Origin of the sequence: Vibrio superstes, from assembly GCF_003569005.1 — a bacterium.
In the GTDB taxonomy this organism is placed as follows: domain Bacteria; phylum Pseudomonadota; class Gammaproteobacteria; order Enterobacterales; family Vibrionaceae; genus Vibrio; species Vibrio superstes.
Map to the genome: position 1 here is coordinate 1949165 of NZ_BCUR01000004.1, position 12379 is coordinate 1961543.

Here is a 12379-nt window from a genome sequence, read left to right on the forward strand (position 1 = left end):
TGCTAAGCCATCTTGCTGTCGGTGTTAACCATAGATTGGATAAAGGCAATAGACTTCTGATTAAACTCTTGAGGACGCTCCACATTACACACATGGCCGCAGTCCTCTATTTCAACCAATTGGCTGTTTTGATGAACAGACACCATCTCTTTAACCGGCTTAATGAACATGTAGTCCTTATCGCCCATCAAATAAAGTGTAGGGATATCGAGTTCTTTATCTTTGAAATAGCGCATGATCGGGTTAACGTCAGCCGCAAGCTTAAACCAACGTTTAAACTCTTTTTGGCATAACTTTCTTGCTTCACGAACAAACATTAAGCGAGATTCAACCTGACCTTTCTGTGGCATCACGATCCAGGCAAACAGGCTGTACAGCCACATATAAGGGATGATGTTCTTAAACAAGCCCCCTAGCTTTACCAAAATCTGTGAACGAGTATCAAAGCGTGTTACCGCGCCACCCAGCACCATAGACTTAACGCGCTCTGACGCCATCTCGGCCAAGGTACGCACAATAATGGTCCCTAGCGACATACCAACAAAGTGTGCAGACTTAATCTTCAAATGATCCAAGACATTCACAATGTCTTTAGTCACAGTCTCGAAGGTGTAGCGCTTGCTAATGATGTCTTGAAATAGGGTATTGGATTTGCCATGACCACGAAGGTCAATAAGCAGAATGTTGAAGTGCTCTTTGTAGGCTTTGATTTGCTTAAACCAAATAGAAGAACTGCCACCTGCGCCATGCACAAACACCACCCATTCCTTAGACTCAGGATGGTGGTACGTTTTATGGAATAAGAGTGGGTTAGTTTCAGCTATTGCAGTCATTAATCACTTTGTAAATAAAGCCTATAGTGGCTCGATAGTATCATAATCAGACGCGACACAGACGCATCAGCCGATGCAATTTGTAACAAACGGTGATCTGCTGCACAAGTTAAGGCTAATCATTGCGTTGGAAAAAGAGCGTTAGCGTGCCGAACTCAATACCGAATTTCCTGATGGAAGTTAAATTAAACAGATGCTTCTCATCTTGACGGTAAAGCCAATCATCGAACCCCACCACAACCGTTGAATCGCCGCGAGGTAGCTCAAAGTCATAAGTCCAGCGAAGCGCGTTGCCCACCTCTTCACCGCTAGCGACCCCTATGATGTCGTCAGCCCTGCCTTCATAGGTCCCATCCTCTAACCGAGTAATGACCCACACCCGAGTCGATTCTTCGCCATCGTCAAACACAAAATCTTCGTTAAGAGTTAACACGTTGCCATCAACGCTTCCGCTCAAATCAACTTCAAAACGACGAGTTTGCTTGCCACTGCGGTCTTGCACCATTCCCCAAGCAGTAACGCTTCCTTCAAAATAACCAAACAGATCGAATTTAGGGCCATCCTGCTGGTAATCACTTAGATCAGCACTGCACCCCATGATATGAAGAACACCTATGAGTGCTAAAAACGCTTTAATCTTTCGAGAGATCATCGTTGATTCATCCCTATCAGTTGCTGGCGATGCTTAGGATATTCGGTATTTGGAGATAGCCAGATAGCAAGAAAGGCATCATTCAAAGCCTCATCAGTAATAGTGCCGCGAAGCTGAGTTGAACCGTCTTGCGTAATGTACAAAAACGAACCTGTTTGACCGTCTGTGATATAAACCAGTTGCTCTCCTGTAGCCACATCCGTATAGATCGCATCTAGCCTCTGGGTCCATTGCTCAGACTCCGTTGGAGAATAACCAAGATGAAGCCATTGTTTCTTCGTTTCTTTGAGAAGATGCTTTTTAGAAATATTTCGCTCGTAGGTTATGGCCAATGCAACAGGGTGAGGCGTAATGTCATTGTCTACGGTATAAACACCGTCTGGTGCACGAAGCTCCGAGGTATACACATCAAAGAACATGAAGTTAAGGTCAGCTGAACCCACAGTTGGCCAATGAGTCCATCTATCGACTACGTCAACGTTGTTAGAGCTGTCTTGTACCTCTGAGGCTACTGCTCCAAATGACGATAAACTGGCCAGTAACAAGGCTTTAAGTGTGATGAGTCTCATGATGGTTATGTCCCTTTCCTCGTTTGTCCAACGCTTTAAGGGAGTAGATGATCAGTGCAAAAATTAGGAACCATTCTACGGTCAGAACAACAAAAGTCAGTCCGTCAGAATATGGCCATTGCACCGCACCTAGTTTCAGCCCTGCAAAATAACTGCCGGCTGCTCCAAGCGCTCCTACCATACTTACGATAGGGAGAGGAAAACGGGTCAAAACTGTTTTCATTTGGTAGGCATACCATATAAAAATCACCCACAACAACACCAGCCAGGCTGGTATCCATGGCTGTGGAAACAGGAACAAGCCAATAAGGCCATGAAAGGTATCCAAGACGATGCCGGTAATAACAAACGCTGATAACCAAGCAAGGTTGATCTCTTGTTTCTTGATTGAATAAACAAGCGTTGCCCCCACAGAGAGGAGCAATAGAAAAAAGGTGTTTTCTCTGCCAATGACGGCAAGGAACCACAGGCTTTGAAACCATATGGATTTAATCAGCAGCCCCTTATCCATCATCAATTACTTTGGATTGCGAAATGTTAAGTGGACGGTACTGATGCGTTGAGCAAGAAAGCCGCCCTCACAGTAGCATAGGTAGTAGCGCCACATACGCATGAAGCGTTCATCATAACCAAAGGTCTCTAACTCTTTTTCAGAGAGGTTAAAGCGATGCAGCCACTCGCGAAGGGTCTTGGCATAATCCATCCCTATGTCATGCAGATCGTGCAAAATAAGCTGGCTATGTTCGGTGGTTTGTTGCAATAAGTGTGTGACAGAAGGAAGGAAGCCCCCAGGGAAGATGTATTTTTGGATAAAATCAACGCCCTTGCTGTACGATTCAAAACGTTGATCGGCAATCGTAATAGCCTGAATCGCCATAAGACCACCAGGTTTAAGAAGACTCTGGCACTTTTCGATGTAAGAAGGTAAAAACTCTTGCCCCACCGCTTCTATCATCTCAATGGACACGAGTTTATCGAACTGGCCCTCAAGGTCTCTGTAATCCTGCTTCAAAAGAGTAACTTGATCAGAAAGTCCTTGCTCCTGCACTTTTTGTGCTGCGTAGGCAAACTGTTCTTCTGAAATGGTAGTAGTAGTGACATGACAGCCATAGGCTTTGGCCATGTATATTGCCATGCCGCCCCAACCTGTACCAATTTCAATGACCGAATCACCCGGCTGCAACCTCAGTTGCTGACAAAGCCGGTCCATCTTATTGATTTGAGCTTGCTCTAAGGTGTCTGAACTATTGTTGTAAACCGCTGCAGAGTAGAGCATGTTACTGTCAAGAAAACGAGTGTATAGCTCATTACCCAAGTCGTAATGTGCTCCAATATTTTTTTTTGAATTACTGAGGGTATTTCTGTTTAGCCAGTGACCCACCTTGTACGCCGCTCTTTTGATGAGGCTTTGCTTACTGTTCATATTATCAAGAGAATTGAGGTTCAATGCCATCAACTTCATCACTGCGGTCAGGTCGCTACTGTCCCACCAGCCATCCATATACGCTTCTGCCGCAGCAATGCTGCCACCACTTAGCATTCGAGAATAAAAGTCTGGATGGGATATTTCTATAGAGGCATGAAAACTCTCAGTTGCACAGCCAAACTCTAAAGACTCTGAAACCGATTGCGATTCGAAGCGTTCGATGATGGTTAGCCTGCCATGTTGCAGTTTTTGCAGATGGTTAAGAAGAAGCGCGCGAGCGGAACGCTGTAGAGGCGAAAGTTCCTTTCCAATAACCAGAGATTGTGAATCGTACATTGTGAAAAGCCTCCTGCTTTCTCATTATTTATTCTTTGCTGGATGCGGGTAGATGGGTACTTTCTTAATCCACAACTTCAATGCGTGCCAGTAAATGCCTGTGAGTACTTTTACTGTCAAAATCGGGGTACAGATCAACTGTTTAAGAAGATTTCTACTATTAAAGGCTCTCGCCTTCATTGACAGAGTAGCGTCAAACTCTTTGTTCTCTCTATGGCACTCTAGATGAACCATCAGCTTTTCTGACAGAGGTTTGAGTCGCCACACATATTGCTGCTCTACAGGATTAAAAGGCGATACATGAAACGCCTTATCATGTTTCCAGTTTTCTCCATTTTCTCCCTCAAAGGCATCAATGGCATAGTAGTGTCGCTCGTTCCATGGCGTGTTACTCACCTCAGCCAACAGCATCTGCCACTGCCCTTTACTATCATAAACATAGTAGAAATTGACGGGACTGAAGTAGAGGCCTAGATAACGAAGGTGGACAACGGCGACGACTTTACCGCTAAAGCGTTTTCCTGTTAGCTCAAATACTTTATCTTGAACGGCTGATTTTAGGCATCCTTCTCCCACGTAATCGCTACGATTAAAACGAGCCCAGTGCCACCATTTTTCGCCAAAACCCCATACCGATTTTTTCAGTGATTGGAATTCATCGACATCGATGCTAGGCATAAACAGTGGGTAGTTAAGGGCATGTTCTGTGGGAGAGAAACGTCTGTGCCTCACCGTGCCCACTAAGATTGCGCTATTCATGCTGCGCCTTTCTCTTGCGCATTTTCTTGCAACGCTTCAATACCTTTCACTACCTGCAATGCACTATGCACGCCATCTTCATGGAAGCCATTTCGCCAATATGCGCCGCAGAACCACGTAGAATTATTGCCTTGAAGCTCATCGCTGCGCCCCTGCGCGGCAATTGATTCCCGAGTAAATACTGGGTGGTGATAGATGAAGCTGCGTAGAACTTTATTCTCATCAATATTCGGGCTGTTATTCAGAGATACGCAGAATGTGTGCTCTGACTGAATGTGCTGCAAGATATTCATATCATAGGTCAGGGTCGGTAATCGGTTCTCTTGATCTTGGTCACCAGACAAATAATAGTTCCACGAAGCCCAAGCTTTACTTCGTTTCGGTAGTAGGTTGGTATCAGTATGCAAAACCACTTCATTGGCTTGATAACGCATCTCCCCCAGCACATCAGTCTCTAGCTGTGTTTGCTCCTCTCCAAGGATCTTCAGAGCCTGATCGCTGTGGCAAGCAAAGATCACCTGATCAAATTGCAACCATTCACCGTTCACCAACAATCGAACACCCACCGGTGTTCTTTGCACTTTTTCGACAGGCGAATTGAGCAAAATCTTATCTGAAAACCCTTGAGTTAACGGTTCAATATAGGCTCTTGAGCCCCCGTCTATCACGTACCATTGCGGTCTATTTTTGATGTCAAGCAGGCCGTGGTTGAGGAAAAATCGCAGGAAGAAAGAAAGAGGAAATAGGCGCATGTCTGCAAGGGTGGATGACCAAATTGCCGCGCCCATTGGCAAGATATAGTTTTCACTGAAATAGTCACTAAAATCATGTTCTTCAAGAAAAGAGCCGAGAGTTTGCTCTTCTGGTGAATCATCACCCGCTAAGGACTTTGCAAGTTTATTAAAGCGAAGGATCTCAGCAATAAACGAGTAAAACTTGGGATTAAACCAGTTTCGCTTTTGAGCAAACAGTGTAGATAAAGCATGACCGTTGTATTCCAGCCCATTGCCGTCGTTGCGTACGCTAAAACTCATCTCTGTTGGGTTTCCACGTACGCCTATTTCATTCATCATCTCGATGAAATTAGGGTAGGTACGGTCATTGTAAACGATGAAGCCGGTGTCAACAGTGTAGGGCTTTCCTTCAACCTCAACGTCCACCGTCGCCGTATGGCCACCAATGTAGTCATTCGCTTCAAATAAGGTTAGGTCGTGGTTTTTATGTAGGCGGTATCCACAAGTGAGTCCGGATATCCCTGTGCCTATGATCGCTATCTTCATTACTGTTTGTCCTTAATCAGTTTCTTGGCAAGATGATGCTGTACTGAATACGGCAAGCTTCCCAAAATCCTCAATATCCATGTAAAACGCTTAGGAAAATAGATGTTGGTTTTACCCGACTCTATGCCTTCTCGTATCGCCTTTGCCGCCTCGTCTACTTCAATCATCATCGGCATTGGAAAATCGTTTTTATCGGTTAGTGGGGTTTTCACAAAGCCCGGAAAAACCGTGCTTACCTTGATGCCTTTGGGCGCAAGGTCAACCCCGAGTGTACGAGACAAGTAGCTCACCGCCGCTTTTGACGCACCGTAGGCTTCGGCGCGAGGTAGTGCCATCTCGCTAGCGATAGAGCCCACAATCACTAAATGATGCCCTGTAGCAAAATGATGCTGGGCGCCTTCGATGGCATTGGCCAGTCCGACGACATTTATCGTGAATACGCGCTTTATTAGGGCTGCATCCATTGCCCCATCGTCAATGTATTCGCAGTCTCCAGCATTGAGAACCCAAGTATGTGGAACAGGATCCAAATCGTGAAGGGCTTTCTTGCACGAACTAAGGTCGGTAAGATCAAATTGAAGTGGTTTTACGTGACTGCCTAGAGAGGAGAGCTCCTGCAGTTTTTCAGCGTTTCGTCCGCAGACATAAACCGTCTGCCCGGATTGCGCATAATCTATGGCAAGCTGCTGCCCTATCCCAGAGGTGGCTCCGGTAATCAAGATTGGGTTCATGATTGCCCCAACCTTTTCTTGATGGTCTTAATCACTGAACCCAGCACAGGAAGGTTCTCATAGAGCATCTCTCCCATATCAAAATAATCACGATGATGTATCACCTTGCCATCGCGAAACTCTAGGTGACTAATTCCTTGTACTGAGACCTCACTGCCTCCCTTTAGTTTTGGGTGGCGCAAACGCATAGTCCAAATGATGAAACCCGCATCGCCCGCTTGATGCTTACTCAGAATATCGAAACGGCAATCAATCACGTTCTGATACAAGTTATCAAAATACGACGAGAGCTCATCCCAGCCATTTAATTTATGAGCGGAGTCCTCAAAAATCACGTCTTGATGATAGATTCGAGTAAGGCTGTGAAGAGTGTCTTTACTCAGGCTTTGATATACATCTGCAACAGTATCAATGTTCATCGTCCATTTCCTAATGGCTATGACAGAGCATCCCTCCCCGTCTGGTTTATTCAACCTTTTTGACCTTATAGTTACTGGGTCTAGTTAAAGGTAGTGTATTTTTCAAAAACTTACCTTAACTACGTGTTTTACAAAGCAATAGATCAAAAAAAAGCTTGGTTTTTACACCAAGCTTTTTAATCAATATTCTTGCTAACAAATTAGAATTGCTGAGTGTTTCTCAACGCTTCAATTCGCTTGTCTAATGGGGGATGGGACATAAGCAACTCTGTTAGAGAGCTTTTACCGTTAATACCAAAGGCCATCATTGAGCCCTCAAGCTGAGGTTCATGGCTTGTTTTAAGACGCTCAAGAGCGGCGATCATCTTATGCTTACCCACTAAGTGCGCTGCACCTGCATCCGCATGAAACTCACGCTTACGGCTATACCACATGGTAATGAAGCTTGCCAAGAAACCAAACACTAACTCCAAAACCATAGACACACCGAAGTACACCATCATGTTAGTGCCACCTTCTCCCTCATCGTTGTTGTTATTGGCAACCATGTTGGCAATAAAGCGAGATAGGAAGATAACAAAGGTATTCACCACACCTTGCATTAGCGTCATAGTGACCATGTCACCGTTAGCAATATGGCTTACTTCATGCGCCAGTACCGCTTCAGCTTCGTCTTGAGTCATGCTATTTAGCAGTCCCGTAGACACCGCAACTAATGAATCGTCACGCTTAGCACCGGTTGCAAATGCATTAATGTCTGCAGAATCATAGACGGCTACGGTAGGCATACCGATACCTGCCTGCTGTGCTTGACGAGAAACTGTCTCCAATAGCCAGTGTTCTGTTTGGTTGCGTGGGCTTTCTATCACCTGTCCACCCACCGAACGCAGCGCCATGCTCTTTGACATCATCAATGAAATGAAAGAGCCACCAAAACCAAAGACTGCGGCCAACACTAGTAGACCAGAAAGGCTACCGGATTGTATGCCAGTAAAAGCATAAACAAGGTTCAACACCACACTCAATACTGCAATTACAGCAAGGTTGGTCAGTAAAAATAACGCTACGCGCTTCATTCATTTTCTCCAAAGTAAGAAGCTAGAACTATGTAATTATGGTTCCAATTCAAGACAGTAGACAAAGAAAGAGTATCTTTGTTCCCAGAGGGGTATCTCGATTAGATTTGCAAGTTTCTGCTACCACATTCTATATATGTGGACGCGAAGCGAAAACTCAATAGCAGTAACAATTTGCTACAAAATGAGAGTTCTGATCGCAATTGACGATTTTTTTAGCAAAGTGTCTTGCGTTAAATCAATGAATGGGTATAAATGTTAGCCAAGATATTTATTTTTTAACCAAGCATTAACAAAAAAGGAGTGAGTTATGGCTGATGGTACTAATCATGAAATGGCGTTGGACATACTTCGTTGTCACCTTGGAATGAGCAAAGAAGAAGCCCTCGAAGAGTTAGGCATTTCCGATGCTGAATCTGTAGAGCAACAAGTGCTAAACGCGCAATCGAAACTAGCTCGCGACACTAAATAGCTGAATATGAATAGAAAAAACGCCCTCTTTTTAAGAGGGCGTTTTGTTATTCAATTATCACAAATGCATTTATATGATCGAATCAAGATTGATGTATTTGCTGAGATCTTTTTTCTTAACCCCACGCATGTACGGAATTTCACCAATCTTAGGCGCGCCAATCTGCGACTCTAAGAACGTAATAATGTCGCGGTAGTGCTCTTCACATGGGTTTACTCTGTTGGCCACCCAGCCCACAACCTCTAGGCCATCATTTTTGATTGCTTCTGCAGTCAAAATAGCATGACTTAAACAGCCTAGCTTCACGCCTACTACTAAGATTACAGGTAGCTTCTCATCTGCAACCCATTCAGATAGATAACCATCATCTGTAATAGGCACTCGCCAACCACCAGCACCCTCAACCAATACAAAATCGGCATTTTCCTGATGCTGATGCAGTTTTTCAGAAAGGGGCGCTGTGTCGATTGGTTTATCATCGATTTTCGCTGCTATATGTGGAGATGCAGGTGTCATTAACGCGACTGGATTCACTTCATCGTAAGCAAGCTCAATACTAGCCGCCGCTTGTAGATACAAGGCATCAGAATTGCGAGCACCCTCAGCGGTCATCTCACAGCCTGCAGCAACGGGCTTAAAGCCGATCGTCGACAGCCCTCTTGCATTAAATGCTTGTAACAAAGCTCGTGAAACAACCGTTTTTCCTACATCAGTGTCCGTTCCAGCAATGAAAATTGTCTTGTTCATTTCTTTATTAGCCCTAGGCAAACTTGGTAAGTTGCCGGTAATTTGAGATTGCTCTGAAATAATTGTTGATAGACCTGCTCTAGCTTAACCAATGAACTTTTTTTGGTTAATCCTTGTGAGCGTCCACCTATTTGAGTCGCACCTATGCCTTTTAGATCTTTCATTAGCTCAAAGGCACTATGGTACCAATAGGTCATTTTTGCCAAGTCTACTTGAGAGCCATCACACTTCGATTGAGCCAACGCAATTTTTATAGCCTTTTCAGACACGAACTGCTTCACATGTTGATACTGATCAACATAGCTCCACGCCTGTTTTAGTTCATCCAACGATCCCTCAGCCAATGTGGAGAACAAGACATGCCCTCCCACTTTACATACACGTGTTGATTCTCGGATAGGAACACTCAAATCCTCACACCACTGCAAAGCTAAACTCGAGACAACATAATCAAAGCTATCATCAGCAAAGGGAAGAGCTTCAGCATCACCTAAATAATAGTTAGCCTGCTTTCCACAACGTAGTCTGGCCTGATCTAACATTTTGTCCGATAGATCTAACGCCACAACCTCAGCCCCTCGCCGCAGTAGTTTTTCTGTGAGATAACCTGTACCGCAGCCTACATCCAGAATCTGTTTACCTATCAGGCTTGCCGGCAGTCTTTCGAGTAACTTCTCTACTACGTCTCTTTGAAATCGTGCGTGCTGGTCATAGTTGGAAGCTGCACGACCAAATGCGCTGGCAATGGCCTGTTTTTCTGGCGTAGCAATCAACACTCCATTTGATCCCATGACTAACAACCCTCCTTGGGATACTGACATTCAAACTGCTTTAGCGATTGAGCAAGATGGCTGATCTCTTCAAGTTGATGATTGGCCGATAATGTCACTCGAATTCTAGCCTTCCCTCTAGATACAGTGGGCGGTCTAATTGCCGTCGCCCAAAGCCCTTGCTGGCGCAAGTGACTTGCCATCGACATGGCTCGGTCTGCAGAGCCTGCTAAGTAGGGTTTGATTGGCGTTTGTGTCTCTATAAAACCCGGCAATTCCCCAAGCAGGCTCGAGTAGGCATGTTGTAACTCAGATAATTGATCACGACGCCATTGCTGAGTGCGAGTAATCTGAATTGCTTTGGTCACTGTAACGGCCTGTGCCGGTGGCATCGCCGTTGAATACACAAAGTGACGAGCATACTGACGTAGATATTCGGCTATGGATGAGCTGCACAAGATCGCTGCGCCTTGCACGCCTAGAGCCTTGCCAAAGGTCACCACCAGCAATTGAGGCTTTATCGAAGACTCTGCGCAGCTGCCTTTGCCTTCCTGCCCTAAAACCCCTATGCCATGCGCATCGTCAACCATCAGCCAGCAGTTTTGTTTTTGGCTCTGGATTTGAATATCAACCAGTGGGGCTTTATCCCCATCCATACTAAACACCCCTTCAGTGACCACTAAACCTGAGCCATTGCGCTCAATCAGCTCACTCAATCGCTGAGTACTGTTATGAGGGAACCGGTATTGGTGCGCGGGGCTTAGCATGCCAGCCTCAATCAGTGATGCGTGATTAAGTTTGTCTTGGTATAAGCAATCACCCTTTTCAAGCAGAGCAAAAAGAGCGGCTTGATTGGCACTAAACCCTGAACTAAACAATACCGCCTGTTCATATCCAAGCCAGTCACATAAGGCGTCTTGCAGTTGCTGATGAGCGTGCGAAAACCCTGTCACCATAGGTGAGGCGGCGCTGCCTACACCATGACGATCCACCGCTGTTTTCCACGCCTCTTTCAATGTGTTGTCATTGGCAAGCCCTAGGTAATCATTACTAGAAAAATTAACGAAGCCTTGCTCAGCTATTTTAACCTGCGCTTTATTTCCGCCATGAACAGGGGTTAGGGTTCTAAGTAGCCCTTGTTCAGTTCTTTGTTGCAGTGCACTTGTGATGCGCGATTCAAACAGTGGCATCGTAGAACAGGTCATCTTTTGTTGGTCTTGCAGCCACTCTTTCATTGACCTGTTCGAGCAGTTCATGCTCTTGGATCTGATCAGGTTTCTGGCTGGTTGCTAGGGTATTGATACCCAACTTTTTAAATAGCTGCATATCGCTGTCTTCATCTGGATTAGGTGTTGTCAGGAGCTTGCAACCATAGAAAATGGAGTTAGCGCCAGCCATAAAACACAGTGCCTGCATTTGCTCGTTCATATTCTCTCGACCTGCAGACAAACGCACAGCCGATTCAGGCATCATTATGCGAGCAATGGCAATCAGTTTGATGAACTCAAATGGGTCGACATCGTCAACATCTTGCAGTGGTGTCCCCTTTACTTTCACCAGCATATTAATGGGAACGCTCTCAGGATGAACCGGCAAGTTCGCTAATTCAGCCAATAGACCCGCGCGATCTGCGGTGCCCTCGCCCATGCCAATAATCCCTCCAGAACAGATTTTCATTCCGGCTTCGCGCACATGCGACAAGGTATTTAAGCGGTCTTGGTAGGTTCTGGTGGTGATGATGTTGCCATAATATTCTGGCGAGGTGTCTAGGTTGTGGTTGTAATAATCAAGCCCTGCTGTAGAGAGCTCTGATGCTTGCTCAGGTGTTAACATACCTAAGGTCATGCAGGTTTCTAAACCTAAAGACTTCACACCCTTAATCATATCTGTCAGCAAAGGCATATCGCGCGCTTTAGGGTTCTTCCAAGCGGCGCCCATACAAAAGCGAGTAGATCCTGAGTTTTTCGCCTTCTCTGCAGCTTCTAATACTCGCTCGACTTCCATCAAGCGCTCTTTATCCACATCAGTACGGTAATGGGCACTTTGTGGGCAGTATTTACAATCCTCGGGACAAGCCCCTGTTTTTATGGAAAGCAATGTACTGACTTGAACATAGTTATGTTGCTGGTGCTGACGGTGAACGGTCTGTGCTTGATACAACAGATCCATAAACGGGAGATTAAGTAGTGTCTGGACCTCTTCAACTGTCCAATTATGACGAACTTCCACGCTGTTATCCTTTTCTAAATTCATTGTATAAACGGCATTATTTTTAATGCTCTGTTGCTTGGCTAGTCTAACCTGAAGCG

General features: G+C 45.2%; 15 protein-coding genes. 1 reads left to right on the forward strand and 14 read right to left on the reverse strand.

The genetic code is table 11. From position 1 onward, the window contains the following. Positions 1 to 2 precede the first annotated feature (2 nt). The 10 genes from D5I41_RS16920 to htpX form a co-directional block, all read right to left on the reverse strand. Entirely contained in the window at positions 3 to 833 is an 831-nt protein-coding gene (locus tag D5I41_RS16920; protein ID WP_119010809.1) for an alpha/beta fold hydrolase, read from the reverse strand. A 115-nt stretch (positions 834 to 948) separates the two neighbouring features. Continuing rightward, complete coding sequence (locus D5I41_RS16925) at positions 949 to 1485, reverse strand: DUF3833 domain-containing protein (protein ID WP_119010810.1); 537 nt, start codon at positions 1483 to 1485, stop codon at positions 949 to 951. Continuing rightward, complete coding sequence (locus tag D5I41_RS16930) at positions 1482 to 2054, reverse strand: chalcone isomerase family protein (RefSeq protein ID WP_119010811.1); 573 nt, start codon at positions 2052 to 2054, stop codon at positions 1482 to 1484. Before D5I41_RS16930 ends, D5I41_RS16925 begins: the two co-directional genes overlap by 4 nt. Next, complete coding sequence (locus tag D5I41_RS16935) at positions 2035 to 2568, reverse strand: DUF2878 domain-containing protein (protein WP_235868939.1); 534 nt, start codon at positions 2566 to 2568, stop codon at positions 2035 to 2037. The genes D5I41_RS16930 and D5I41_RS16935 overlap by 20 nt, the downstream gene beginning before the upstream one ends. Before the next feature lie 3 nt (positions 2569 to 2571). Then, positions 2572 to 3816: an SAM-dependent methyltransferase gene (locus D5I41_RS16940; RefSeq protein WP_119010813.1), complete on the reverse strand. Its 1245-nt coding sequence runs from the start codon at positions 3814 to 3816 to the stop codon at positions 2572 to 2574. A gap of 24 nt (positions 3817 to 3840) precedes the next feature. Then, positions 3841 to 4575 (reverse strand): DUF1365 domain-containing protein, encoded by a 735-nt coding sequence (locus D5I41_RS16945; protein ID WP_119010814.1) that lies wholly within the window; start codon positions 4573 to 4575, stop codon positions 3841 to 3843. Beyond that, positions 4572 to 5855 carry an NAD(P)/FAD-dependent oxidoreductase gene (locus D5I41_RS16950; protein WP_119010815.1) on the reverse strand — a complete coding sequence of 428 codons (1284 nt, stop codon included), beginning with the start codon at positions 5853 to 5855 and terminating at the stop codon, positions 4572 to 4574. Before D5I41_RS16950 ends, D5I41_RS16945 begins: the two co-directional genes overlap by 4 nt. Then, the gene (locus D5I41_RS16955; RefSeq protein WP_119010816.1) at positions 5855 to 6586 is read right to left on the reverse strand and encodes an SDR family NAD(P)-dependent oxidoreductase; all 732 of its coding nucleotides are present in this window, start codon (positions 6584 to 6586) and stop codon (positions 5855 to 5857) included. The genes D5I41_RS16950 and D5I41_RS16955 overlap by 1 nt, the downstream gene beginning before the upstream one ends. Beyond that, a complete protein-coding gene (locus D5I41_RS16960) occupies positions 6583 to 7005 on the reverse strand; it encodes a nuclear transport factor 2 family protein (protein ID WP_119010817.1) in 423 nt (140 codons plus the stop codon). The genes D5I41_RS16955 and D5I41_RS16960 overlap by 4 nt, the downstream gene beginning before the upstream one ends. Positions 7006 to 7205: 200 nt before the next feature. Beyond that, positions 7206 to 8081 carry a protease HtpX gene (gene htpX / locus D5I41_RS16965; RefSeq protein ID WP_119010819.1) on the reverse strand — a complete coding sequence of 292 codons (876 nt, stop codon included), beginning with the start codon at positions 8079 to 8081 and terminating at the stop codon, positions 7206 to 7208. A gap of 310 nt (positions 8082 to 8391) precedes the next feature. On the opposite strand from htpX, the gene D5I41_RS21285 reads away from it, so the two are divergent. After that, on the forward strand, positions 8392 to 8553 hold the full coding sequence (locus D5I41_RS21285) for a hypothetical protein (RefSeq protein ID WP_162892854.1): 162 nt from the start codon (positions 8392 to 8394) through the stop codon (positions 8551 to 8553). A 69-nt stretch (positions 8554 to 8622) separates the two neighbouring features. Here the strand turns inward: D5I41_RS21285 and bioD are convergent, their stop codons facing one another. Genes bioD through bioB form a run of 4 tightly spaced genes read right to left on the reverse strand, consistent with a single transcriptional unit; the run spans position 8623 to position 12299 of the window. Beyond that, a complete protein-coding gene (gene bioD, locus D5I41_RS16970) occupies positions 8623 to 9300 on the reverse strand; it encodes a dethiobiotin synthase (RefSeq protein ID WP_119010820.1) in 678 nt (225 codons plus the stop codon). After that, on the reverse strand, positions 9297 to 10091 hold the full coding sequence (gene bioC / locus D5I41_RS16975) for a malonyl-ACP O-methyltransferase BioC (RefSeq protein WP_119010821.1): 795 nt from the start codon (positions 10089 to 10091) through the stop codon (positions 9297 to 9299). The genes bioD and bioC overlap by 4 nt, the downstream gene beginning before the upstream one ends. Positions 10092 to 10093: 2 nt before the next feature. Continuing rightward, positions 10094 to 11260, reverse strand: a complete 1167-nt coding sequence (locus D5I41_RS16980) for an 8-amino-7-oxononanoate synthase (RefSeq protein ID WP_119010822.1) — start codon at positions 11258 to 11260, stop codon at positions 10094 to 10096. Continuing rightward, complete coding sequence (gene bioB, locus D5I41_RS16985) at positions 11247 to 12299, reverse strand: biotin synthase BioB (RefSeq protein WP_119011537.1); 1053 nt, start codon at positions 12297 to 12299, stop codon at positions 11247 to 11249. Before bioB ends, D5I41_RS16980 begins: the two co-directional genes overlap by 14 nt. Between the last annotated feature and the right edge of the window lie 80 nt (positions 12300 to 12379).